We start from the raw sequence: 26,645 nt of genomic DNA, 5'->3' as shown, positions 1-26,645 counted from the left end.
TATAATATTCTTCGCTTGTATTAATACTTTATTACTAAATCAGTCATTTTAAAAGTAGAATAACAAATAAATAATATAGATGTTAAATGAGTATAAAAAAGAGATGCAACAGAATTCATTTCGAATTCCACGTTCCATCTCAAATTAAATCGTAACGTCTATAATTTAATTATAGGATTAAACATTACTTGATTACGACCTTCTTTTTTAGCTACATGGACCATATCATCGGCGTCTTTAAATACTTTACGTTGAGATTTATATTCATCTTGAGATAAATAACCAACGCCAATAGATACAGATAATTTTATAACTTCCTTATTAGGTAAATGGAACGAAGATTTTTCGACTGCCATCCTAATATTTTCAGCAAGTTTCACACTTTGATCTAAAGAATAATCGAAGATAACGATAGAAAATTCTTCACCGCCATTACGGAAGATTTTAAATTGATGTGGTACATAATTTTTAAGCAATTGAGACATTTGTTTTAGTACAGCGTCTCCTGCTTTATGAGTATATGTATCATTAACATCTTTAAATCCGTCAATGTCAACGAGTAAAAGTGCGAGACTAGTATGTTCTATTTCGGCTTTTTGAGAAATCTTATTTAAATGTCTATCAAATTCTTTTACATTACCTAAACCTGTTAAATAATCGTACTTATCCTCGTTTTCGTACCGTGTAACAAGCGAAAAGAAATGCCAGATATCAACAAAGGTAATAGCAGAAGTAATCGTTAGTACGAATGAAATAGGTATAAGCATAATTAATTCAGTTAAATCATATAAAGTTGTGAAGATAGATAAAACAAAAATAATAACAATACTGATAGCATTTAAAATAATTAAAGCAATAATATCATTTTTTTTAAGAAACGGCCCAATTAAACTAACAATAATACCTATTATAATAAGAACGACGCCATAAAAAAATGAATTTCCGAATAAAAATATATCCACTAGACTTATGATAAGTGAGGCAATAAAAGTGTAACCGACGTTTGTATAGCGACCAAGGAATAGTAACGGAACGAAAGTTAGGCGAATAAGATATTGATGATGAAAAGGAATAGGGTAAGCTGTTAATAGTAATGCCACCAAAGTCATTAAAATTGTGACATAACCTTTAGAAAATATCACGATTTTATTTTCTGAATATTGTAATCGATGGAATAAATAAATTCCAGCTACCATAACGGCAATATTGTAAATAATTGCTTCAATCATATTGGGATCGACTCCTTTAAATTAACCATTAGTAATTGTAAGTGAAAACTTACTATTTGTCATTAAGTTGTTTGTTATAAAATATATATTATGAATTTCAGATAGACTTTCATGTTCAAATTTATAACAAAATGATATGATATAAAAAATACGTATCTTTACAAAAAATTTACAATTAATTTTAATTAGTTTATGATACATGATTAAAAGTGGTCTATTTAATGAATAGATTATTACGAAGAAAATAAATAGACTAATAATATATAAAATTGAAAAAGTATATATACTACTATAGTCTAATTTAAAAAATTAATAATAATTGTTTAAATAGTATAGATGAAAAAATAACAGGAATATATTGAAGGTGAACTGATGTATACTTTATTACTTATTGTTGTAACATTGGTAATCAGTTTAATAATAACACCTATTATAATAAAGGTTTCTTTTAAATTTAATTTAGTAGATCGACCTAACTATAGAAAAGTACATACAAAACCAGTATCAGTCATGGGAGGTACTGTCATACTACTTTCATTTCTTATTGGTTTATGGTTAGGTCATCCCATAGAGAGAGCAGTCAAACCTTTGGTAATTGGTTTAATTATTATGTATTTTGTAGGCATCATTGATGATATTTATGATTTGAAGCCAATTTTAAAATTAATTGGACAAATTATAGCAGCGTCAGTTGTCGTTTTTTACGGGATTACCATAGATTTTATTTCTTTTCCAATTGGTCCAACCATTCATTTTGGTATTTTAAGTATACCGATTACAATTATATGGATTGTAGCAATAACAAATGCAATAAATTTAATAGATGGTTTAGATGGTTTGGCATCAGGTGTGTCAGTTATTGGTTTAACTACCATTGGTTTCATAGCTATATTACAAGGAAATGTATTTATCATTATGATTTGTAGCTTGTTGATTGGCGCATTACTTGGCTTCTTATTCTTTAATTTCCATCCTGCTTCAATCTTTTTAGGCGATAGTGGAGCATTAATGATTGGATTTATTATTGGCTTTTTATCCTTACTAGGTTTTAAAAACATCACATTTATTTCTTTATTCTTCCCAATTGTTATTTTAGCGGTACCATTTATTGATACCTTATTTGCAATGATTAGAAGAGTGAGAAATGGTCAACACATTATGCAAGCAGATAAATCACATTTACATCATAAACTTCTTGCATTAGGATATACACATCGTCAAACAGTATTACTGATATACTCTATTGCGATTATGTTTAGTTTATCGAGTATTATATTGTATTTATCTCAACCATTAGGTGTATTACTAATGTTTATCTTAATCGTCATCACAATTGAACTCATCGTTGAATTTACTGGCTTAATAGATGATAGCTATCGTCCTATTCTTAATTTAATTTCTAAAAAAAATGACGATGCATCTCGCCATAAGACAAACCATAAATAATACTTTTATTCACTTATTTACAAAAGCCAGCAATCTTAAGCGTTTGCTGGCTTTTGTAATTTAATTAATTTGTTTCAATATCAAAAGGTAATTGCTTAGGTGTATCTTTTTCTAAATCATATTGACTTGCTGTATTACGGTTTAAAAATTCGATAAATGAGTCGTATTCTGTTTCTACAACATCAATCTTATAACTCACTTTATCAGTGTAAACTTTGTCTCTTAGAAAAAAAGAGGTTGAAGCAAGTTCATACTCAAATTTACCTGTTAAGTCATAATTAATGGTAACAGTAGTGGGAATAGCATTTCTTAATTCTACACGGCCGATATCGTAAATCACATCTCGTACTGCACCACTATATGCACGAATTAATCCGCCACCGCCAAGTTTAATGCCACCAAAATACCGAGTAACTACTACACAAGCATTGTGAATATCCAGTTTTTTTAATATTTCAAGCATAGGAATACCTGCTGTTCCTGTTGGTTCTCCATCATCGTTGGCTTTTTGTATATTCATTTGATTGCCAACAGTATACGCAGAACAATTATGTGTTGCTTCTTTATGAGTTTGTTTTACTTCTTCTATAAACATCTTAGCCTCTTCTTCTGAGAAAACAGGTTTGATATGAGCAATAAATCGAGATTTATTAATTGTATTTTCAATAATATGTTCTTTTTTTATAGTAATAACATGATCACTCAATTGATAAATACCTCCACGATATGATTAATATGAATTTTATTATACACGTTTGTTTTCTTTTAGATAAATAATTGATTATGAATTTCCTTTTTTATTAAAATAATTTATAATACTGTTGAGTATAATTGAGGAGGACGATTATGAAAATTGCAGTAATGACAGACTCTACTGCGAATCTGCCAAAACATATTATTGAAAAATATCAGATACCAGTTGCACCACTGAGTGTAACATTTGATGATGGAGAAACATTTACTGAACATCCAGATCTTTCAAAAGAATCTTTTTATAAAAAAATGGCCGCATCTAAAACAATTCCTACAACAAGTCAACCAGCTATTGGTGAATGGATAAAGAACTATGAGGAATTAAGAGATAAAGGTTATACAGATGTTATCGTCTTTAATTTATCAAGTGGGATTAGTGGTAGTTATCAATCAGCAACACAAGCAGGTGAAATGGTAGATGGCATTCAAGTCCACACATTTGATACAAGATTAGCTTCTATGATTGAAGGCAGCTATGTGATTTATACATTAAAATTGATTGAAGACGGAGCAACCCCTAACGAAATTATTGATGAATTAACGTCTATTCGTAAAGATACAGGTGCATACTTATTTGTTGATGATTTAAAAAACTTACAAAAAAGTGGTCGTATTACTGGTGCCCAAGCATGGATTGGAACACTTTTACAAATGAAGCCAGTGCTTAAGTTTGAAGAAGATGGAAAAATTCATCCTTTAGAAAAAGTACGTACACGTAAGCGAGCTTATAATTCTATAGAACAACATGCACTTGATATTGCGAAAAATATTAATGATGTAACAGTGTTTGTGATTAATGGCGATAAAATAAAAGAGGGTAAAGATTTTTGTGCTAAATTAAAAGAGAAATATTCAAACATTAATATTCAATATTGTGAATATGGGCCAGTCATTGCATCTCATTTAGGTTCAGGTGGAATCGGAGTTGGATATTTCCCAAGAAAAATTGTAATCGAATAAGATGAAGGTCTAATCGTTAAAAGTGAGAACATGGAGGGCTAAGGTACCCATCTCCTTTTCGATTAGACTTTTTTTATTTTAATAAGGAAGTGATGAAATATTAAATATTATGGAAGATTAGTATCTTCAGAAATAGAATTAAAAGATGAAATAATCAGTGAGAAAACGTTAGGTATCGTAAAGAGTTCAAAAGGATATCGATGTATTCAATGTGGTAATGAAGATAGTGCTCATTTCTATCAATATTTTTCCTCTATTCTTAATAAAGAAGTAATATATTGTCGACAATGTATACATCTAGGAAGAATGGATAATATTACTGAATATAAAATCATTAAAAGTAAAAATGTTAAATCAGAGGGATTATATACATTATCTTTTAAATTATCTGAACAGCAATGTTATGCATCTGAAAAAATCTTATCTGCTATAGAAAACTGTGAAGACTTATTATTATATGCGGTAACTGGTGCAGGAAAAACAGAGATGATATATGAGGGTATTAGCTTATCACGTAAAAGAGGATTTAATGTAGCAATCATCTCTCCAAGAGTAGATGTAGTAGTAGAGATTAGCCAGCGTATTAAAGAAGTTTTTTTGAAAGAAGATATTGACGTATTGCATCAATCAAGTAAACAACAATATAACGGACATTTTGTAATTTGTACTATCCATCAACTATATCGATTTAAAAATCACTTTGAAGTTATTTTTGTCGATGAAGTTGATGCATTTCCGCTGCCTATGGATCATCATCTACAAAATGCTATTAAACAAGCGGCTAAACCGCTATCTACATTGATTTATATGACTGCAACGCCACCTAGACATTTACTGCGTCAAATACCAAAACATCGCATTATACAGTTACCTGCTCGCTTTCATAGACACCCATTACCAGTTCCAAAATTTAAATATTTTAAATTAAATATGAATCGTACTCAAAGTTTTTTAAAGTATATGTTATTAAATCAGATTGAACATAAAAGATTTACGTTAGTATTTTTTAATAATATAGAAAAGATGATTAAGATATCCGAATACTATAAAAAAATATTTTCAGATTTGATATGTATTTCAAGTGAAGATGCTTTACGTTTTGAAAAAGTGAAAGCACTTCGTGAAGGAAAACATCGAATTGTTTTTACAACAACAATTTTAGAACGTGGATTTACTATGGCTCAATTAGACGTTATCGTAATTAATGCAGATACATTTGAAAAGGCTGCATTAGTACAAATTGCTGGAAGAGTTGGACGTAAACAAGAAGCTCCCACAGGAATGGTATTATTTCTTCATGAAGGTGTGAGTATATCAATGTTGATGGCTAAAAAAGATATTACAAGAATGAATAAATTAGGGATTCAAAGAGGGTGGATCGATGAATAAATGTATTCAGTGTGCTACTTCTATTCACGAAGAGTTATCTATATTTAATTTTTATAAACCACCACAACAATTTTGTGAAACATGCAAAAAACAATGGCAAGCCATTAAGCTTGATATCAATGATGAAAAAAGATGTACAAGATGCCTTAATTATAAAATAAATACAGGTGATGAATGTTTAGACTGTAAATGTCTCAATCAGCAATTTACGCTAATGTCACAACTGTATTGTGATTATAAATATGATGGAATAATGAAAGAAACGATTCATCATTATAAATTTATGAAAGATTATTATTTAGCTGAGGTTTTAGCTTCAAAGTTAACATTGCCTAAAACGTCATACGATTATATTGTCCCTATTCCATCCCCTTATAAAAGAGATGAACATCGAACGTTTAATCCAGTAACCACTGTTTTGGACAAAATGGGTATAAGCTATATAGAATTATTAGGCACACGTTCACGACCTAAGCAATCAAGACTTGGAAAAAAAGAACGATTTAAAGCTGACAATCCGTTCTATCTTAAAGAAAATATAGATATTACAAATAAAAATATTTTACTGATTGATGATATCTATACTACAGGTTTGACAGTTCATTATGCGGGGAGTGTATTATGTAATAAAAAAGTCAGAAAATTCAAAGTGTTTGCGTTTTCAAGATGACTTAAACATGATATTATAATAGTAAGAATTACCAATATTAGAGGTTAAAGGAGAGATAACTATGATTAGATTTGAAATTCATGGAGATAACCTCACTATTACAGATGCTATTCGCAACTATATTGAGGAAAAAATTGGTAAACTTGAACGTTATTTTAATAATGTGCCAAATGCAGTTGCACATGTAAAAGTTAAAACGTATCAAAATTCAGCTACTAAAATCGAGGTAACAATTCCTTTGAAAAATGTTACATTGAGAGCTGAAGAACGACACGACGATTTATACGCAGGAATTGATTTAGTTACAAGCAAATTAGAACGTCAAGTTCGTAAATACAAAACGCGTGTGAATCGTAAAAATAGAGATAATGGAGAACAAGAACCATTTATTGCTGAGCAACAAACAGTAGTGAATGAGGATGTGGAAGATACTTCAGAATCATCAAATGAGAATGAAATAGAAATTATTCGTTCTAAACAGTTTAGTTTAAAACCAATGGATTCTGAAGAAGCAGTATTACAAATGGATTTATTAGGGCATGATTTTTACATTTTTACAGATCGTGAAACAGATGGTACAAGTATTGTGTATCGACGTAAAGATGGTAAATATGGTCTGATTGAAACAACTGAATAGTTGAATGTAGACGTTCTTTACGAAAGTTAAGTATGAGGAACTATGACTAGAATTGAAAATACATGACATAAGCACGTGTTCAATTCAGTCAATGACTACTTCCTTGTTTAAAGGTACCTGAGACAAGTTGATGTCCCAGGTACTTTTATTATTTAGAAGAGAATAATAAATATTATATGTATCGTACAATGTGAAGAATAAGTATGAAGCTACTATCGACTAGCTACTTTTACACTTATTCATGGACGGTATAATCATGCTATGCTAATGTAATGAGGTAATTAAAAATTAAAGGATAGTAAGTTTTTTAAAATAGAAAGAAAGTATAAATATAAAAGTAATTATTGTACACAATTAAGCATATCATTTATATGAGTATTTAAGTATAAATTTGAACTTATAAATGATATTATAAATTGTTGTAGGCCAAACAGTTTTTTTAGCTAAAGGAGCGAACATAATGGGATTTTTATCAAAAATTGTTGACGGCAATAAGAAAGAAGTGAAACGTTTAAGTAAAAAAGCTGATGAAGTACTTGCTTTAGAGGAAAAAATAGCGATTTTAACTGACGAAGAAATCAGAAATAAAACGAAACAATTTCAAGAAGAAGCACAAGCAATTGAAGATGTAAAAAAACAAAATGACTATTTAGATAAAATTTTGCCGCAAGCATTTGCATTAGTACGTGAAGGTGCAAAACGTGTATTTAACATGTCACCTTATAAAGTTCAGGTTATGGGTGGTATTGCTATTCATAAAGGTGATATTGCAGAAATGAGAACTGGTGAAGGTAAAACATTAACTGCGACAATGCCAACGTATTTAAATGCTTTAGCAGGTCGAGGTGTTCATGTTATTACAGTCAATGAATACTTATCTAGTGTTCAAAGTGAAGAAATGGCTGAATTATATGAGTTTTTAGGTTTAACAGTTGGTTTAAATCTAAATAGTAAATCTACAGAAGAAAAACGAGAAGCATACGCAAAAGACATTACTTATAGTACAAATAATGAATTAGGCTTCGATTACTTAAGAGATAATATGGTGAATTATGCGGAAGAACGTGTAATGAGACCATTACATTTTGCGATTATTGATGAGGTTGACTCTATTTTAATAGATGAAGCAAGAACACCGTTAATTATTTCAGGTGAAGCTGAAAAGTCAACGTCTCTTTATACTCAAGCGAATGTTTTTGCTAAGATGTTAAAAGCAGATGAAGATTATAAATATGATGAAAAAACAAAAGCTGTTCATTTAACAGAACAAGGTGCAGATAAAGCAGAACGAATGTTTAAAATCGATAATTTATATGATGTTCAAAATGTAGATATTATTAGTCATATTAATACTGCTTTAAGAGCACATGTGACTTTACAACGCGATGTCGATTATATGGTCGTAGATGGAGAAGTATTAATTGTAGATCAATTCACTGGTCGTACAATGCCGGGACGTCGTTTTTCTGAAGGATTGCATCAAGCTATTGAAGCTAAAGAAGGCGTGAAAATTCAAAATGAATCTAAAACAATGGCTTCAATTACTTTCCAAAACTACTTCCGTATGTATAATAAATTAGCTGGAATGACTGGTACTGCTAAAACTGAAGAAGAAGAGTTCCGTAATATCTATAATATGACAGTAACTCAAATTCCAACGAACAAACCTGTTCAACGTCAAGATAAGTCTGATTTAATTTATATTAGTCAAAAAGGAAAATTTGATGCAGTTGTAGACGATGTAGTTGAAAAACATAAACAAGGACAACCCGTTTTATTAGGTACTGTTGCAGTAGAAACAAGTGAATACATTTCAAATTTATTGAAAAAACGCGGTATACGTCATGATGTATTAAATGCGAAGAATCATGAAAGAGAAGCTGAAATTGTAGCAAATGCAGGACAAAAAGGTGCAGTTACTATTGCTACTAATATGGCTGGACGTGGAACAGACATTAAATTAGGTGAAGGCGTAGAAGAAATAGGTGGCCTTGCCGTAATAGGTACTGAACGACATGAATCTCGTCGTATTGATGATCAATTACGTGGTCGTTCAGGTCGTCAAGGAGATAAAGGGGATAGTCGTTTCTACTTATCATTACAAGATGAATTAATGGTTCGTTTTGGTTCTGAAAGACTTCAAAAAATGATGAATCGTTTAGGTATGGATGATTCAACGCCAATAGAATCTAAAATGGTTTCACGTGCAGTTGAGTCAGCTCAAAAACGTGTTGAAGGAAATAACTTTGATGCACGTAAACGAATTCTCGAATATGATGAAGTATTACGTAAACAACGTGAAATTATTTATAATGAACGTAATAGCATTATAGATTCAGAAGATAGTTCAGAAATTGTTATGGCGATGATGCGTACTACTTTACAGAGAGCTATTAACTACTATATTAACGATGAAGATGATAATCCTGATTATGGACCATTTATAGATTATGTTAATGATGTGTTTATTCAAGAAGGAGAATTAACTGAAGAAGAAATTAAAGGTAAAGATTCTGAAGATATTTTTGAAGTGGTATGGGCTAAAATTGAAAAAGGTTATGAAATCCAAAAAGAAAAAATTGGAGATCAAATGCCTGAATTTGAACGTATGATTTTATTACGTTCTATTGATACTCATTGGACTGACCATATTGATACAATGGATCAGTTACGCCAAGGTATACACTTACGTTCATATGCACAACAAAATCCACTTCGTGATTACCAAAATGAAGGACACGAGTTATTTGACTTAATGATGCAAGCTATTGAAGAAGATACGTCTAAATATATATTAAAATCTGTTATTCAAGTAGACGAACAAGTTGAACGTGAAAAAACAACAGATTTTGGTAAGGCACAACACGTATCTGCTGAAGATGGCAAAGAAAAAGCAAAAAAACAGCCTATTGTAAAAGGTGAAAAAATTGGACGTAATGATCCTTGTCCTTGTGGTAGTGGTAAAAAATATAAAAATTGCCATGGTAAAGAAGATTAATATCAAGTAATTATAATTAGGCGAGATCGAGACGTATATTGCTTATCATTTAAAAGCTTTTGTCACGATCTCGTATTTTATTTAAAGAATTTATAAATAAAGGAGACATATATAGTGGAATTATCAGAAATCAAACGTAATATTGATGAATATAATAATGATTTAGAACAAATTAGGGGGTCTCTTTGACTTAGAAAATAAAGAAACAAATATTCAAGAATATGAAGAAATGATGACAGAACCGGACTTTTGGGATAACCAAAATAAAGCTCAAGATGTTATTGATAAAAATAATGCATTAAAATCGATAGTTAATGGTTACTATGAACTCAACCATAAATTAGAAGATATGGATGCAACATGGGAATTACTTCAAGAGGAATATGATGATGAAATCAAAGAAGATTTAGAACAAGATATTGTAACATTCAGAGAACAAATCGATCAGTTTGAATTACAATTATTATTAGATGGCCCACATGATGCAAATAATGCTATTTTAGAGTTGCATCCTGGTGCTGGAGGGACCGAATCTCAAGACTGGGCTAGCATGTTATTAAGAATGTACCAAAGATATGGTGAACAACAAGGTTTTAAAGTAGAAACCATCGATTATTTACCAGGTGATGAAGCGGGAGTAAAAAGCGTCACATTATTGATTAAAGGTCATAATGCCTACGGTTACTTAAAAGCAGAAAAAGGAGTACATCGACTTGTAAGAATTTCACCTTTTGATTCATCTGGAAGACGCCATACGTCATTTGCTTCTTGTGATGTTATACCAGAATTTGATAATGATGAAATAGAAATAGAAATTAATCCTGATGACATTACAGTAGATACATTTAGAGCATCAGGTGCAGGTGGACAACATATCAATAAAACAGAGTCTGCAATCCGTATTACTCACCATCCAACTGGAATTGTAGTGAACAACCAAAATGAACGTTCTCAAATCAAGAACCGTGAAGCTGCAATGAAAATGTTGAAATCTAAATTATATCAATTGAAGTTAGAAGAGCAAGAACGTGAAATGGCAGAAATTCGTGGTGAACAAAAAGAAATAGGATGGGGTAGTCAAATTCGTTCGTATGTATTCCATCCATATTCTATGGTAAAAGATCATCGTACAAATGAAGAAACTGCTAAGGTAGATGCAGTAATGGATGGAGATATTGCGCCATTTATAGAAGCTTATTTACGACAAACGATGTCACAAAATGATTGATTGAGTTGTTTATTAATAAAAAATAAAATTTTAAAATCTAAATAAATCTAACTTTAAAATGTAATTCGTGACTTGTAATATTACTAATTTAATCAATTTAAACTAATTTAGGAGTGTTATTTAACCTTTATATTACAAGGTTTTAACATTCCTCTTTTTTAATGTTGTTTATGCTAAAGTATTAATGAACAAGCATACACTACAGCAAAGGAATGACAACATGTTAAAAAAATCAATAACTGTAACATTTGCTTCAATTGCAGCAATTACAGGTTTAAATACGTTAGCACATGCACAACAAACACACATTGTTAAAGAAAAAACAAATGTAGAAGCAGTGGCACAACAATTTTCTACAACTGCAGATGAGATAAAAAAATTAAATCATATAGGTAATGATGAAGTTGAAAAAGATGTTTCAATAGTTGTACCTGATAAAGATATTGTTGAAGTTAAATCTGGTGATACATTAAACAACATTGCGAAAGCTCATCATTTAACATTAGATGAATTATATGCATTTAATCCAGGAGTAAAACCGTTAATTCATCCTGGTGATTTAATCGCAGTAAGTGACAAAGGTTCAGCAACATTAGAAAGTCACTTGATAAGTGATAGTAGTGTATATGCTACGCCTTATTCAAGTGAAACTGCACCATTAAGTTATAATAGCGCTGAAACTACGCCGTATGTAGCGTCTCCATCATATGTTACTAGTAGTAATGACAATACAGAAACAGTCAGTGCACCAGTATATTATAATAATAGCGCTTTAAATAACCAAGGTAATCATTATTATTTTGGTAACTGTACATATTATGCATTTGATCGTAGACAACAATTAGGACGTTCAGTAGGGAGCTATTGGGGAAATGCAAATAATTGGGCAAGCTCAGCTAGAAATGCTGGTTTAGTGGTCGATCATCGTCCTGAAGTAGGAGCGGTTTTCCAAACATCAGCGGGTTACTATGGTCACGTAGGTATCGTAGAACGTGTGAATAATGATGGTTCGTTTTACGTTTCAGAAATGAATTGGAATGGTCATTTCAATGATGTTACAAATAGAACAATTTATAATTCGTCTATTTATAATTTTATACATTAAATTTTTCAAAGGATTTATAATGTTAAAACATCAACAAAGCTTATGTTTTGTTGATGTTTTTTAGTTATTAATAATGCAATGTATTATTTAAAAGAAGAAATAAAAGTTACGAAATTATCACAATTAAAAATTTTTACTAAACGATTGATTGATATAATAAATACAAGTATAATTTCTATTTAATAATATAAGGAGGTATAACCGCATTATGGGGGTTCATCAATACTTTAAACGTTTATCTGATCTTGAAAAATTAATAAGATTGCCAGGAAAATTCAAATATTTTGAGCATAATGTTGCAGCACATTCATTTAAAGTGACTAAAATAGCTCAATACTTAGCAACAGTTGAAGAATATCATGGTAATTCAATTGATTGGAAAAGCTTGTATGAAAAAGCCCTTAACCATGATTTTGCAGAAGTATTTACAGGGGATATTAAGACACCAGTTAAATATGCAAGCAGAGAATTAAAAATGTTATTTTCCCAAGTCGAAGAAGAAATGGTAGATACGTTCATTAATGAAGAAATTCCGAAGCCATACCAAGATATTTATCGTAAAAGACTTCAAGAGGGAAAAGATGATTCTTTAGAAGGCCAAATTTTATCAGTAGCTGATAAAATTGATTTATTATATGAAACGTTTGGTGAAATTCAAAAACGTAATCCGGAAGATCTGTTTTTTGAAATTTATGAACATAGCCTAGAAACAATAATGCAGTTTGATCATTTAAGTTCAGTACAAGATTTTATCGATCACGTTATACCGGAAATGCTTACGGAAAACTTTATTCCTCGTGCTGAACTACGTGAAACAACAATGTCAATCTTAGAACGACGAAGACGAAATGAGTGAATATAATGATATGGTATACTTTAGCTGCCTTCTTTCCTTGTATCTTAGTTATTTTATTCAGTGTAATTACCAGAAGTAAATGGGTAGGCGTCATTGTAACATTGATATTAATTGCCGCTTCAGTGTATAAAGGATTTTTTCATAATGAATGGATTATATTTTTAGATGTAGTATCTATCCTAGCTGGTTATGTGATTATTGATAATTTAGAATTTCACAAACATCAAGACTAAGCTAAAAAAATTGCAGTACGATACCATTTGTTTTATATTATTAATACATATCTAATAAAAATACGTCAACATATTAAGATGAGGCATAAATATAGAAGTGAATTTATATTTGTGTCTCATCTTTTATATATGTATAAAAAGTGATGGCAAACGTAAGCGAACAAACGTTTGTTTTTTTATTCGCTTTTTTGTTAAGATAAGTATAAATAATTTTATTTTTACTGAAATAAACATTTAATAAAATAAACTGAGGAGGCGCTTGAAAGAATGGTAGAACATCATCCTTTTAAATTAAATTCTGAATTTGAACCACAAGGGGACCAGCCTCAAGCCATAAAAAAAATTGTTGAAGGTGTTAAAGCTGGTAAACGTCATCAAACATTACTTGGTGCAACGGGTACTGGTAAAACATTTACCATGAGTAATGTAATTAAAGAAGTTGGAAAACCTACATTAATTATAGCGCATAATAAAACGTTAGCAGGTCAATTGTATAGTGAATTTAAAGAGTTCTTTCCTGAAAATAGGGTAGAATATTTCGTAAGTTACTACGACTATTATCAACCTGAAGCATATGTGCCATCAACGGATACATTTATCGAAAAAGACGCCTCAATTAACGATGAAATCGATCAGTTACGACATTCAGCTACAAGTGCTTTATTCGAACGTGATGATGTGATTATTATTGCAAGTGTAAGTTGTATTTATGGTTTAGGTAATCCAGAAGAATACAAAGATTTAGTTGTTAGCGTTCGAGTAGGGATGGAAATGGATAGAAGTGAGCTTCTTCGAAAATTAGTCGATGTTCAATATTCAAGAAACGACATCGATTTTCAACGTGGTACATTTAGAGTAAGAGGAGATGTTGTAGAAATCTTTCCTGCTTCAAGGGAAGAAATGTGTATCCGAGTAGAATTCTTTGGCGATGAAGTTGATAGAATCAGAGAAGTAAATTATCTAACTGGTGAAGTGATACGTGAAAGAGAACATTTTGCTATATTCCCTGCTTCCCACTTCGTTACTAGAGAAGAAAAAATGAAAGTCGCTATTGAACGTATTGAAAAAGAACTTGAAGAGCGATTAAAAGAATTGAAAGCTGAAAATAAATTATTAGAAGCACAACGTCTAGAACAACGTACAAATTATGACTTAGAAATGATGAGAGAGATGGGCTTTTGTTCAGGAATAGAGAATTATTCTGTTCATTTAACATTAAGACCACTTGGTTCCACGCCTTATACGTTACTTGATTATTTTGGTGATGATTGGCTTGTAATGATAGATGAGTCGCACGTGACGTTACCACAAATTAGAGGTATGTTCAATGGAGACCAAGCACGTAAAAAAGTACTCGTAGATCATGGTTTCCGTTTACCAAGTGCTATGGATAACCGTCCACTTAAATTTGAAGAATTTGAACAAAAAACTAAACAGCTCGTTTATGTTTCTGCAACACCTGGTCCATATGAAATTGAACATACTGATAAAATGGTAGAACAAATTATTCGACCAACTGGTTTATTAGATCCTAAAATTGATGTTCGACCTACGAAGAATCAAATTGATGATTTACTCAGTGAAATTCAAGAAAGAATTGATAGGAATGAACGTGTGCTTGTTACAACCTTAACTAAAAAAATGAGTGAAGATTTGACAACATATATGAAAGAGGCAGGAATTAAAGTGAATTATCTTCATTCTGAAATCAAAACACTTGAACGTATAGAAATCATACGTGATTTAAGAATGGGCACGTATGATGCTGTAGTAGGTATCAATTTGCTTAGAGAGGGTATTGATATACCTGAAGTGTCGTTAGTAGTTATTTTAGATGCAGATAAAGAAGGATTTTTACGTTCAAATCGTTCACTTATTCAAACTATCGGACGTGCTGCACGTAACGATAAAGGAGAAGTTATCATGTATGCCGATAAGATAACAGACTCTATGCAGTACGCAATTGATGAAACACAGCGTCGTCGAGAAATACAAATGGCACATAACGAAAAATATGGTATTACTCCTAAAACAATCAATAAAAAAATACGTGACGTCATTAGTGCTACAGTGGATAATGATGACACAAATGAAAAACAACAAACTGAAGTACCTAAGAAAATGACAAAGAAAGAGCGTCAGAAAACAATTGAAAATATTGAAAAAGAAATGAAAAAAGCAGCTAAAGATTTAGACTTTGAAAGAGCAACAGAATTGAGAGATATGTTATTTGAACTAAAAGCAGAAGGGTGATTATTAAATGAAAGGTCCAAGTATCGTAGTTAAAGGTGCAAGAGCACATAACTTAAAAGATATCGATATTGAGTTACCAAAGAACAAACTTATAGTGATGACTGGTCTCTCTGGGTCGGGAAAATCATCACTTGCATTTGACACAATATATGCTGAAGGACAACGTCGCTATGTAGAATCGTTAAGTGCCTACGCACGACAATTTTTAGGACAAATGGATAAGCCGGATGTTGATACCATTGAAGGACTATCACCTGCAATTTCAATTGACCAAAAAACGACAAGTAAAAACCCACGTTCTACAGTAGCTACTGTGACTGAAATATATGATTACATTCGATTATTATATGCACGTGTGGGGAAAGCATTTTGTCCATATCATGGAATCGAAATCGAATCGCAAACCGTGCAGCAAATGGTAGATCGTATATTAGAATTAGAAGAGAGAACTAAAATTCAAATTTTAGCTCCTTTAGTTTCACATAGAAAAGGAAGCCATGAAAAATTAATTGAAGATATTGGTAAAAAGGGATATGTCAGATTACGTGTCGATGGTGAAGTAGTCGATGTAAACGACGTTCCTGCACTAGATAAAAATAAAAATCATACTATTGAAGTAGTTGTAGATCGTTTAGTTGTAAAATCAGGAATAGAAACAAGATTAGCAGATTCAATAGAAACAAGTTTAGAGTTAGGTGAAGGAAACCTTATTGTTGATGTCATTGGTGGAGAAGATCTCAAATTCTCTGAAAATCATGCTTGTCCAATTTGTGGATTTTCTATAGGTGAATTAGAGCCTAGAATGTTTAGTTTTAATAGTCCATTCGGTGCTTGTCCAACATGTGATGGATTAGGTCAAAGACTTACAGTGGATCTAGATTTGGTTGTTCCTGATACTAATAAAACTTTAAATGAAGGTGCGATTGAACCTTGGGAGCCTACAAGTTCCGACTTTTATCCAACATTATTAAAACGAGTATGTGAAGTTTATAAAATTAATATGGATAAGCCATATAAAAAATTGACTGATAGACAAAAAGGTATTCTTATGAATGGGTCAGGCGATAAAGAAATTGAGTTTTCATTTCATAGTCGAAATGGAGGCACACGCCGTAGAAAAATGAAATTTGAAGGCGTAGTCGCTAATATAGATCGACGTTATCACGAATCACCATCAGAATATACACGTGAAATGATGAGTAGATATATGACTGAACTTCCGTGTGAAACATGTCACGGTAAACGTTTAAGTAAAGAAGCACTTTCAGTATATGTTGGTGGATACAATATTGGAGAAGTTGTAGAATATTCAATTAAAAATGCACTCAAATTTTATGAGAATATAGAGTTATCAGAGCAAGACAAAGCGATTGCTAAACAAATTTTAATTGAGATTATTTCAAGATTGACATTTTTAAATAATGTAGGCCTTGATTATTTAACACTGAATCGTTCTTCAGGAACATTATCAGGTGGAGAAGCACAACGTATTCGTCTTGCTACTCAAATTGGATCACGATTGACAGGCGTGCTTTATGTATTAGACGAACCTTCTATCGGGTTACATCAACGCGATAATGATCGTTTAATCAATACATTAAAAGAGATGAGAGATTTAGGTAACACACTAATTGTCGTTGAACATGATGATGATACGATGAGAGCAGCAGATTACCTTGTTGATGTCGGACCTGGTGCAGGTAACCATGGCGGCGAAATTGTCTCAAGTGGGACTCCTAAAAAGGTAATGAAAGACAAGAAATCCTTAACAGGTCAATACTTGAGCGGTAAAAAACGTATTGACGTACCGGAACATCGTAGAGAAATCACGAATCGTAAAATATCAATAAAAGGTGCAAAAAGTAATAATTTAAAAGATGTTGATGTAGATATTCCATTGTCTGTAATGACGGTTGTAACTGGTGTTTCTGGATCAGGTAAAAGTTCATTAGTTAATGAAGTGTTATATAAATCATTAGCTCAAACAATTAATAATTCTAAAGTTAAACCTGGAGAGCATGAGGAAATTAAAGGTATTGATCAATTAGATAAGATTATAGATATTGATCAATCACCTATAGGAAGAACACCACGTTCTAACCCGGCGACATATACAGGTGTATTTGATGACATTAGAGATGTTTTTGCTCAAACGAATGAAGCTAAAATTAGAGGATATCAAAAAGGACGCTTTAGTTTTAATGTTAAAGGCGGTCGTTGTGAAGCTTGTAAAGGCGATGGCATCATTAAAATAGAAATGCACTTCTTACCAGATGTATATGTTCCATGCGAAGTGTGTGATGGCAAACGATACAATAGAGAAACTTTAGAAGTCACATATAAAGGGAAAAATATTGCAGATGTATTAGCAATGACAGTAGAAGAAGCGACTTATTTCTTTGAAAATATTCCTAAAATTCATAGAAAATTACAAACACTTGTAGATGTAGGATTAGGCTATATTACTTTAGGACAACAAGCAACCACACTTTCTGGTGGGGAAGCACAACGTGTGAAACTGGCTTCAGAATTACACAAACGTTCTACAGGACGCTCAATTTATATCTTAGATGAACCTACTACAGGTCTTCATGTTGACGATATCAGTCGATTATTAAAAGTATTAAATCGCCTTGTGGAAAATGGAGATACAGTGGTTATTATTGAACATAATTTAGATGTTATTAAAACAGCAGATTATATTATAGATTTAGGACCAGAAGGCGGCGAAGGTGGCGGTACTATCGTTGCAACTGGAACGCCAGAAGACATTGCAAGTGTGGAAGCTTCTTATACTGGTAAGTATTTAAAAACAGTGTTAGAACGTGATAAAGTGCGAGATGAATAAAATAGCATTTAATGTGCGATAGTGTTTTTTTAGAGTACAAATGAAGTAGAATATCATTTTACTGATTTTGAAAAAAGGAGTAGAAAAATCATTTTCTACTCCTTTTTTATATAACATATTGTTATATTTTTGATATGATAAGAGATGAATTAATTCAAGGGAATTTTGAGGTGAACTCATGTTAACGACAGATAGATTGGTTAAAGTATTAAAACTGAAGCTATTTACTGGAGAAAAAGGATTAAATAAAACGATTAAAAACATTGATATTTCTAGACCTGGTTTAGAAATGGCAGGTTATTTTTCTCATTATGCAGCAAATCGTATTCAATTATTAGGTACCACTGAATTATCATTTTACAATTTATTACCAGATGAAGAAAGACGGGGACGAATGAGAAAATTATGTCGTCCTGAAACGCCAGCAATTATTGTGACAAGAGGATTAGAGCCACCTCAGGAACTGATTGAAGCGGCTCAAGAAATGGATACACCTTTGATTGTTTCTAAAGATGCTACAACAAGTTTAATGAGTCGATTAACGACATTTTTAGAACATGAGTTAGCTAAAACGACCTCTCTACACGGTGTTTTAGTAGACGTATATGGTGTAGGAGTATTAATTACAGGAGACTCTGGCATCGGGAAAAGTGAAACAGCATTAGAATTAGTAAAGCGAGGTCATCGTTTAGTAGCAGACGATAATGTTGAAATTCGTGAAATTACGAAAGACGAATTGGTTGGTACACCACCTAAGTTAATTGAACATTTATTAGAAATACGTGGACTAGGAATTATCAATGTCATGACTTTATTTGGAGCGGGGTCAATTCTAACCCAAAAACAAATACGGTTAAATATAAATCTTGAAAATTGGGATAAGAATAAATTATATGATCGCGTTGGATTAAATGAAGAAACATTAAAGATTTTAGATACGGAAATAACTAAAAAAACAATCCCTGTAAGACCAGGAAGAAACGTTGCTGTTATTATAGAAGTAGCTGCAATGAATTATCGTTTAAATATCATGGGTATTAATACAGCTGAAGAATTTAATCAACGTTTGAATGAAGAAATTATCAAGAATGGGAATCAGAATGAAGGGAAATAGTATATGCTTTTTAATTTGAATTATATCAATCCTACTGCTATCGATATAGGTCCTTTATCGATAAAATGGTATGGAATTATTATTGCAGTAGGAATATTAATAGGATATTTTATTGCTCAAGAAAGCTTGAAATCTATAGGATTACATAAAGATACATTAGTAGATATTATCTTTTATTGTGCAATTTTCGGATTTCTAGTTGCAAGAATTTATTTTGTTATATTTCAATGGCCTTATTATATGGAAAATCCATCAGAAATACCTAAAATTTGGCATGGCGGGATAGCTATTCACGGTGGATTAATAGGTGGCTTTATTACTGGAATTATTCTATGTAAATTGAAAAATCTTAATCCTTTTCAAATTGGAGACATTGTTGCACCAAGTATTATATTAGCTCAAGGTATAGGGCGATGGGGCAATTTTATGAATCATGAAGCTCATGGCGGACCAGTATCAAGAACATTTCTAGAAAGCATGCATATTCCAGAATTTATTATTCGAAATATGTATATTGAAGGTGTATACTATCATCCTACTTTTTTATATGAATCTATTTGGGATATACTTGGATTTATTATATTAATTACCCTTAGAAAGCATCTACGCGTTGGAGAAACATTTTCATTATACCTCATTTGGTATTCAATAGGACGCTTCTTCGTTGAAGGATTACGAACAGACAGTTTAATGTTAACAAGTCATATTCGCGTAGCTCAACTTGTTTCAGTTATTTTAATGATTATGGGTATTATTTTAATTATCTATCGTCGAATCAAACATCAACCAGTTATTTATAAAAATGCTGGACCATTAACTTGGAATTCAAGAGTGAAGGTAAAATAATGAGACGATTAACTATTATTAATACACAGTCGATGAATCCCTTATGGCGCATTTACCAATTTGTTCGTTTTTCTAAAGTGTTAAAAAATACAGTAATAATAGAAATAAGTCGCTTTATTCCTTTTTTAAATGTAAAACGTTATATTTATATTCATTTCTTGAAGATGTCAATTGGGGAACGAACTGCATTTGCCTATAAGGTAATGCCTGATATTTTTCATCCCCAGTTAATATCTATTGGCAGTAATACTGTTATTGGTTATAATACAACAATATTAACGCATGAAATTTTAGTAAATGAGTATCGTTATGGACGAGTGGACATTGGTTCTCATACTTTAATTGGAGCAAATGTGACCATTTTACCTGGGGTGAAAATCGGTCATAACGTTATAATTAAAGTAGGTACTATCGTCTCTAAAGATGTTCCCGATGATACTATTGCTTTTGGAAACCCCATGCAAATTCATAATAAATAAGAAAGTGGTGACAAAGCATGGCACGAAAGGAACAAAAAATTATTCCAATGACTTTTGATGAGAATTTTTATCGAAAGATGGCAGATCAAAAATATAAACAGAGAGATTATAGAAAAGCAGCTGAATATTATAGAAATGTGCTAGATTTGTCACCTGAAGATTTTGATATAAGACTTAAGTATGCCGATTGTTTAAATGAATTGAATTTGAATAAAAAAGCAGAAAAAATGTTTTATGAAAGCATTATAAATGATCATAATGTAGCAGAAAGTTATTATCAATTGAGTCAACTGAATATTAAACTTAACGAGCCAAACAAGGCCTTCTTGTTTGGTATTAATTATGTAATTTTATCAAATGATGATTCTTTTAGAGAAGAATTAGAAAAAATGTTCGAAGTTTCTTATATTGAAGAAAATAAAATTGAAATGGAAGCACAATTATTTGCAGTTCAATTATTATTTCAATATTTATTCGCTCAAGGACGTTTACAAGAAGCACGAACGTATATTTTAAAACAAAACGATGATATTCAGTCGCATCGCGTTATTAGAAATTTACTAGCAATGTGTTATCTTTATTTGAGTGAATATGAGATTGCTAAAGAATTATTCGAAACATTGCTTGCTGAAGATAACTCGGATGTACATGCACTATGTCATTATACATTGCTATTATATAATACTAATGAAACAGAGAAGTATCACAAATATATAAAAATATTAAATAAAGTGATGCCGATGAACGAAGATGAAAGTTTTAAGTTAGGTATTGTACTAAGTTATCTCAAACAGTACAAAGCGTCTCAACAACTTTTATTACCTTTATATAAAAAGGGTAAGTTTGTTTCAATTCAAATGTTTAATGCTTTAAGCTATAACTATTATTACTTAGGAAATAAAAAACAAAGTAAATTATTTTGGGATAAATTATTGCAAATTTCTGAAGTAGATGTGGGGTATGCCCCATGGGTATTAGAAGAAAGTAAATATACATTTGAACAAAAAATATTACCTTTATTATTAGATGATGACAGTCATTATCGATTATATGGCGTATTTTTATTAAATCAGTTAAACGGAAAAGAAATACTAATGACTGAAGACATTTGGTCAGTATTGGAAAACATGAATGACTATGAAAAGTTATATTTAACTTACTTAGTTCAAGGATTACATTTAAATAAGCTTGATTTTATTCATAAAGGCTTAAAGAAAATGTATGACGTTGAAGAACTATCGTTTGATACAGAATTATTTGTCAGTTGGGTTGATAAAGGAGAAGCTTTAATCGTTGAAGGCGTTAATTTTAAAGAGTTAAATAGATATATTGCAGCACATGTTTATTTATATTACCGTTATCATAAAAAACATATAACTAAAAAGAAAATTATTGAAATTTTTAATACTACAAGATATAAATTAGATAACGCAATTGATAAATTATTGAGCATATAAATTTATGAAAAGCAAATAATACTATATAATGCGCGTATTAATATAAACGTAGGAGGTATAAAAATGAACGAAGTAGATTTTGATGTTGCGATAATTGGGGCTGGACCAGCTGGAATGACTGCTGCAGTTTATGCATCACGTGCAAATCTAAATACAGTAATGATTGAACGTGGTATGCCTGGAGGACAAATGGCAAATACGGAAGAAGTTGAAAATTTTCCAGGTTTTGAAATGATTACAGGTCCAGATTTATCAACAAAAATGTTTGAACATGCGAAAAAATTTGGTGCTTCTTATCAATATGGAGATATCAAATCAATTGAAGATAATGGCGATCACAAAGTGATTAATCTAGGAAATAAAACTATAACAGCTAGAGCAGTGATTATTTCAACAGGTGCAGAATATAAAAAAATTGGTGTTCCTGGTGAACAAGAATTAGGTGGCCGTGGCGTAAGTTATTGTGCAGTATGTGATGGTGCATTCTTTAAAAACAAAAATATATTTGTTATTGGTGGAGGCGATTCAGCGGTAGAAGAGGGCGCATTCCTTACTAAATTCGCTGATAAAGTAACAATTGTTCACCGAAGAGACGAATTAAGAGCCCAAAAAATTCTACAAGATCGTGCATTTAAAAATGAAAAAATTGATTTTATTTGGAGTCACACTTTGAAATCAATTAATGAAAAAGATGGAAAAGTTGGATCTGTAACGTTAGTTTCAACAAAAGATGCGTCTGAACAAACGTTAGATGCAGACGGTGTATTTATTTATATTGGGATGAAACCTTTAACAGCACCATTTAATAACTTAGGTATTACAAATGATATGGGTTATATTATTACAAAAGATGATATGACTACTTCTGTACCAGGGATTTTTGCAGCTGGAGACGTGAGAGATAAAGGATTACGTCAAATCGTAACTGCTACAGGTGATGGTAGTATTGCTGCACAAAGTGCAATTGATTATATCGAAGAATTAAAAGATAAAGAAGAAGCTTAAGGAATTAATTAAAGCTAGAATAATCACTTCTGATAGAAGTATTATTACTAGCTTTTTTCTTAGCAGTAAAGTCGATACAAATTGTTAGCAAGGTAAAAATATATGCTATGATGTTATATAAATACATGTATGCTTAAATGGATGGTGCTTAGAATGGTTAATCAAATAAATGATGAAATGAGCAAAAGTGAACTATTAGTTGTTACAGGATTGTCTGGCGCTGGTAAATCATTAGTTATTCAATGTTTAGAAGATATTGGCTTTTTCTGTGTAGATAATTTACCACCTATATTACTACCTAAACTTGTGGAGTTAATGGAGCAAGGTAACCCTTCACTTCAAAAAGTAGCAATTGCAATTGATTTAAGAGGAAAAGAGTTATTTAAATCACTTATAGATGAAATTGATGTAATTAAAACGAGAAATGATGTTATTGTAGATGTTATGTTTTTAGAAGCTACAACTGAAAAATTAATTTCTAGATATAAAGAATCACGTAGAGCGCACCCTTTAAATCAAAATGGTCAAATGTCTTTAATTGATTCAATTCTAGAAGAACAACAATTACTTTCAAATATTAGATCAATAGCGAATTATATTATTGATACTACAGAGTTAAAGCCTAAAGAATTAAAAGAAAGAATCAAACGTCATTTCGCCGATGAAAAAATGAATTCATTTAGTATTAATGTAACTAGTTTTGGATTTAAACATGGTATTCAGAAAGATGCTGATTTAGTATTCGATGTACGCTTTTTGCCTAATCCATATTATGTTGAAGACTTGAGACCGATGACTGGAGAAGATGAAGCAGTTTATAATTATGTGATGAAATGGAAAGAAACTGAAACTTTCTTTGAAAAACTAATGGATTTACTTATTTTTATGATTCCAGGCTATAAAAAAGAGGGTAAATCACAACTGGTTATAGCAATAGGTTGTACTGGCGGACAACATCGCTCTGTAGCCTTAGCTAAACGTATCGGAGAAGAGTTAAATGATATATTTGATTATAATGTGTATGTTCATCATAGAGATGCACATATTGAAAGTGGCGTGAAGAAATGAAACAGTTGAAAGTAGTACTAATCGGAGGAGGCACAGGACTCTCAGTACTAGCTAGAGGGTTACGAGAATATCCAATAGATATTACTGCTATTGTTACAGTTGCAGATGATGGTGGTAGTACAGGTAAAATTAGAGATGAAATGTCTATTCCTGCTCCAGGAGATATTAGAAATGTCATTGCAGCGCTAAGTGATGCAGAACCAATTCTAGAAGAATTATTTCAGTATCGTTTTGAAGAACATCAAATTGAAGGTCACTCATTAGGTAATTTATTACTTGCAGCACTTACAAATATAAAAAATGACTTTGGTCATGCAGTGAAAGAATTAAGTAAAATTTTAAACATTAAAGGAAAAGTGATTCCATCTACTAATACTAATGTTATGTTAAATGCTGTTTTAGAAGATGGTGAGATTGTTAAAGGTGAATCTAAAATACCTAAAAAAAATAAAAAAATTCGACGTGTCTATTTAGAACCATCTAATGTAGAACCCATGCAGGAAGCCGTTGATGCTTTACAAGAAGCGGATTTAATTGTTCTAGGTCCTGGTTCACTGTATACAAGTGTAATTTCAAATTTGTGTATTGAAGGTATTTCTAAAGCAATCATAAGTTCACAAGCACCGAAATTATACATTTCTAATATTATGACTCAACCAGGAGAAACAAATGATTATGATGTCTACGATCATGTTAAAGCTATTCATCAACATGCTGGTGAACCATTTATTGATTATGTTATTTGTAGTAATGATGCATTTGATGAACAGATTCTTCAACGATATAAAGAACGTAATGCTCATCCTGTAAGTACGAATAAAATAAAATTAACAGAAAATAATATTAAAATGATTACTTCTAAAAATCTTGTAGAAATTTATGACCATGTCTTTGTTCGTCATAATACAAAGGTACTTGCTAAACTTGTATATGATTTAGCACTTGAATTAACAAGTACAATTCAATTTAAACCTAAAAAATAAATTTTAATGAATTTAAAAATAATTTGATATAGAGTGTTATATATTTTGAGATGTTAATTACATATAATAATGATGATGAGAAAAGGAGGGAGCATCAATGAGTTTTGCATCAGATATGAAAAATGAATTGACCCGCATTGAAGTCGATGAAAGTAATGCTAAAGCTGAACTTAGCGCTTTGATTCGGATGAACGGTGCACTCAGTTTATCTAATCAACAATTTGTAATTAATGTTCAAACTGAAAATGCGACTACGGCTCGAAGAATATATTCATTAATTAAGCGTATTTTTAATGTCGAAGTAGAAATTTTAGTACGAAAAAAAATGAAATTAAAAAAGAATAATATCTACATTTGTCGAACTAAAGTACGTGCTAAAGAAATACTTGATAAATTAGGTATTTTAAAAAATGGTATTTTCGTTCATGACATTGATGCGAGTATGATTAAAGATGATGAAATGCGTAGAAGCTATTTAAGAGGGGCATTTTTAGCGGGTGGATCAGTAAATAATCCAGAAACCTCTTCCTACCATTTAGAAATTTTTTCTCAATATGAAGGACATGCTGAGGGATTAACTAAACTAATGAACAGTTATGGACTGAATGCTAAGCATTTAGAACGAAAAAAAGGAAGTATTTCTTATTTGAAAGAAGCGGAGAAAATTTCTGAGTTTTTAAGTTTGATAGGGGGGTACCAAGCACTATTAAAATTTGAAGATGTAAGAATAGTGAGAGATATGAGAAACTCTGTCAATAGATTAGTAAATTGTGAAACAGCTAATTTAAATAAAACTGTGAGTGCAGCTATGAAACAAGTACAAAGCATTCAATTAATTGATGAAGAAATAGGTTTAGATAATTTACCTGATCGTTTAAGAGAGATTGCAAAATTACGAGTAGAACATCAAGAAATTTCTTTGAAAGAATTAGGAGAAATGATATCAAATGGGCCTATTTCTAAATCAGGAGTAAATCATCGCTTACGAAAATTAAATGAACTCGCTGATAAAATTAGAAATGGAGAAAAAGTCGAATTATAAAATAAAATGTGTTTTAAGAAATAGGATGAAACATTAATATAACGTT

The 26,645-nt window shown here is 31.2% G+C and carries 22 protein-coding genes; 20 read left to right on the top strand and 2 right to left on the bottom strand.

Annotation, left to right across the window (positions count from 1 at the left end; translation table 11 throughout):
* Positions 1-158 precede the first annotated feature (158 nt).
* Positions 159-1,229: a GGDEF domain-containing protein GdpS gene (locus HMPREF2561_RS02660; RefSeq protein WP_070468299.1), complete on the bottom strand. Its 1,071-nt coding sequence runs from the start codon at positions 1,227-1,229 to the stop codon at positions 159-161.
* A gap of 372 nt (positions 1,230-1,601) precedes the next feature.
* On the opposite strand from HMPREF2561_RS02660, the gene HMPREF2561_RS02655 reads away from it, so the two are divergent.
* Positions 1,602-2,675 carry a glycosyltransferase family 4 protein gene (locus tag HMPREF2561_RS02655; protein WP_017175932.1) on the top strand — a complete coding sequence of 358 codons (1,074 nt, stop codon included), beginning with the start codon at positions 1,602-1,604 and terminating at the stop codon, positions 2,673-2,675.
* Positions 2,676-2,739: 64 nt separating this feature from the next.
* Here HMPREF2561_RS02655 and HMPREF2561_RS02650 read toward each other — a convergent pair whose 3' ends face one another.
* Positions 2,740-3,381, bottom strand: a complete 642-nt coding sequence (locus tag HMPREF2561_RS02650) for a YigZ family protein (protein ID WP_017175931.1) — start codon at positions 3,379-3,381, stop codon at positions 2,740-2,742.
* Positions 3,382-3,521: 140 nt separating this feature from the next.
* Here HMPREF2561_RS02650 and fakB1 point away from each other — a divergent pair, with 140 nt between their 5' ends.
* From fakB1 to whiA, 19 genes are all read left to right on the top strand, one after another.
* On the top strand, positions 3,522-4,388 hold the full coding sequence (gene fakB1 / locus HMPREF2561_RS02645) for a fatty acid kinase binding subunit FakB1 (protein ID WP_048679876.1): 867 nt from the start codon (positions 3,522-3,524) through the stop codon (positions 4,386-4,388).
* A 306-nt stretch (positions 4,389-4,694) separates the two neighbouring features.
* Positions 4,695-5,777: a DEAD/DEAH box helicase family protein gene (locus HMPREF2561_RS02640; protein ID WP_019834943.1), complete on the top strand. Its 1,083-nt coding sequence runs from the start codon at positions 4,695-4,697 to the stop codon at positions 5,775-5,777.
* Positions 5,770-6,447, top strand: coding sequence for a ComF family protein (locus HMPREF2561_RS02635; protein ID WP_017175928.1), 678 nt, complete (start codon positions 5,770-5,772; stop codon positions 6,445-6,447). Before HMPREF2561_RS02640 ends, HMPREF2561_RS02635 begins: the two co-directional genes overlap by 8 nt.
* 61 nt (positions 6,448-6,508) lie before the next feature.
* A complete protein-coding gene (gene hpf / locus HMPREF2561_RS02630; RefSeq protein WP_017175927.1) occupies positions 6,509-7,084 on the top strand; it encodes a ribosome hibernation-promoting factor, HPF/YfiA family in 576 nt (191 codons plus the stop codon).
* A gap of 460 nt (positions 7,085-7,544) precedes the next feature.
* Positions 7,545-10,082, top strand: coding sequence for a preprotein translocase subunit SecA (gene secA / locus HMPREF2561_RS02625; RefSeq protein WP_017175926.1), 2,538 nt, complete (start codon positions 7,545-7,547; stop codon positions 10,080-10,082).
* Between the two features lie 114 nt (positions 10,083-10,196).
* Positions 10,197-11,310 (top strand): peptide chain release factor 2 gene (prfB, locus tag HMPREF2561_RS02620; protein WP_100442621.1). Its coding sequence is split into 2 segments (ribosomal slippage): positions 10,197-10,268 and positions 10,270-11,310, totalling 1,113 coding nucleotides; the frame shifts between segments, so codons are not numbered across the junction.
* 220 nt (positions 11,311-11,530) lie between these two features.
* Entirely contained in the window at positions 11,531-12,415 is an 885-nt protein-coding gene (locus HMPREF2561_RS02615; RefSeq protein ID WP_070468297.1) for a CHAP domain-containing protein, read from the top strand.
* Between the two features lie 208 nt (positions 12,416-12,623).
* Positions 12,624-13,271 (top strand): YfbR-like 5'-deoxynucleotidase, encoded by a 648-nt coding sequence (locus HMPREF2561_RS02610; RefSeq protein ID WP_017175923.1) that lies wholly within the window; start codon positions 12,624-12,626, stop codon positions 13,269-13,271.
* 5 nt (positions 13,272-13,276) lie between these two features.
* A complete protein-coding gene (locus tag HMPREF2561_RS02605) occupies positions 13,277-13,504 on the top strand; it encodes a CsbA family protein (RefSeq protein ID WP_017175922.1) in 228 nt (75 codons plus the stop codon).
* Between the two features lie 267 nt (positions 13,505-13,771).
* Positions 13,772-15,757, top strand: a complete 1,986-nt coding sequence (gene uvrB / locus HMPREF2561_RS02600; RefSeq protein ID WP_069723660.1) for an excinuclease ABC subunit UvrB — start codon at positions 13,772-13,774, stop codon at positions 15,755-15,757.
* Positions 15,758-15,764: 7 nt separating this feature from the next.
* Positions 15,765-18,605: an excinuclease ABC subunit UvrA gene (gene uvrA, locus HMPREF2561_RS02595; RefSeq protein WP_048761412.1), complete on the top strand. Its 2,841-nt coding sequence runs from the start codon at positions 15,765-15,767 to the stop codon at positions 18,603-18,605.
* A 178-nt stretch (positions 18,606-18,783) separates the two neighbouring features.
* The gene (hprK, locus tag HMPREF2561_RS02590) at positions 18,784-19,719 is read left to right on the top strand and encodes an HPr(Ser) kinase/phosphatase (RefSeq protein ID WP_017175919.1); all 936 of its coding nucleotides are present in this window, start codon (positions 18,784-18,786) and stop codon (positions 19,717-19,719) included.
* Between the two features lie 3 nt (positions 19,720-19,722).
* Positions 19,723-20,565: a prolipoprotein diacylglyceryl transferase gene (gene lgt, locus HMPREF2561_RS02585; protein WP_049382074.1), complete on the top strand. Its 843-nt coding sequence runs from the start codon at positions 19,723-19,725 to the stop codon at positions 20,563-20,565.
* Positions 20,565-21,044, top strand: a complete 480-nt coding sequence (locus HMPREF2561_RS02580; RefSeq protein WP_070468296.1) for an acyltransferase — start codon at positions 20,565-20,567, stop codon at positions 21,042-21,044. Before lgt ends, HMPREF2561_RS02580 begins: the two co-directional genes overlap by 1 nt.
* Positions 21,045-21,061: 17 nt before the next feature.
* Entirely contained in the window at positions 21,062-22,501 is a 1,440-nt protein-coding gene (locus HMPREF2561_RS02575) for a tetratricopeptide repeat protein (protein WP_069723662.1), read from the top strand.
* 63 nt (positions 22,502-22,564) lie between these two features.
* A complete protein-coding gene (trxB, locus tag HMPREF2561_RS02570; RefSeq protein WP_017175915.1) occupies positions 22,565-23,506 on the top strand; it encodes a thioredoxin-disulfide reductase in 942 nt (313 codons plus the stop codon).
* Between the two features lie 153 nt (positions 23,507-23,659).
* Complete coding sequence (gene rapZ, locus HMPREF2561_RS02565; protein WP_017175914.1) at positions 23,660-24,574, top strand: RNase adapter RapZ; 915 nt, start codon at positions 23,660-23,662, stop codon at positions 24,572-24,574.
* Complete coding sequence (gene yvcK, locus HMPREF2561_RS02560; RefSeq protein WP_019834951.1) at positions 24,571-25,557, top strand: gluconeogenesis factor YvcK family protein; 987 nt, start codon at positions 24,571-24,573, stop codon at positions 25,555-25,557. Before rapZ ends, yvcK begins: the two co-directional genes overlap by 4 nt.
* Before the next feature lie 97 nt (positions 25,558-25,654).
* The gene (gene whiA / locus HMPREF2561_RS02555; protein WP_049419775.1) at positions 25,655-26,599 is read left to right on the top strand and encodes a DNA-binding protein WhiA; all 945 of its coding nucleotides are present in this window, start codon (positions 25,655-25,657) and stop codon (positions 26,597-26,599) included.
* Positions 26,600-26,645: the final 46 nt, after the last annotated feature.

Origin of the sequence: Staphylococcus sp. HMSC069E10, assembly GCF_001809205.1 — a bacterium.
GTDB lineage: Bacteria > Bacillota > Bacilli > Staphylococcales > Staphylococcaceae > Staphylococcus > Staphylococcus hominis.
This window is presented reverse-complemented; position numbering and strand designations above follow the sequence as displayed.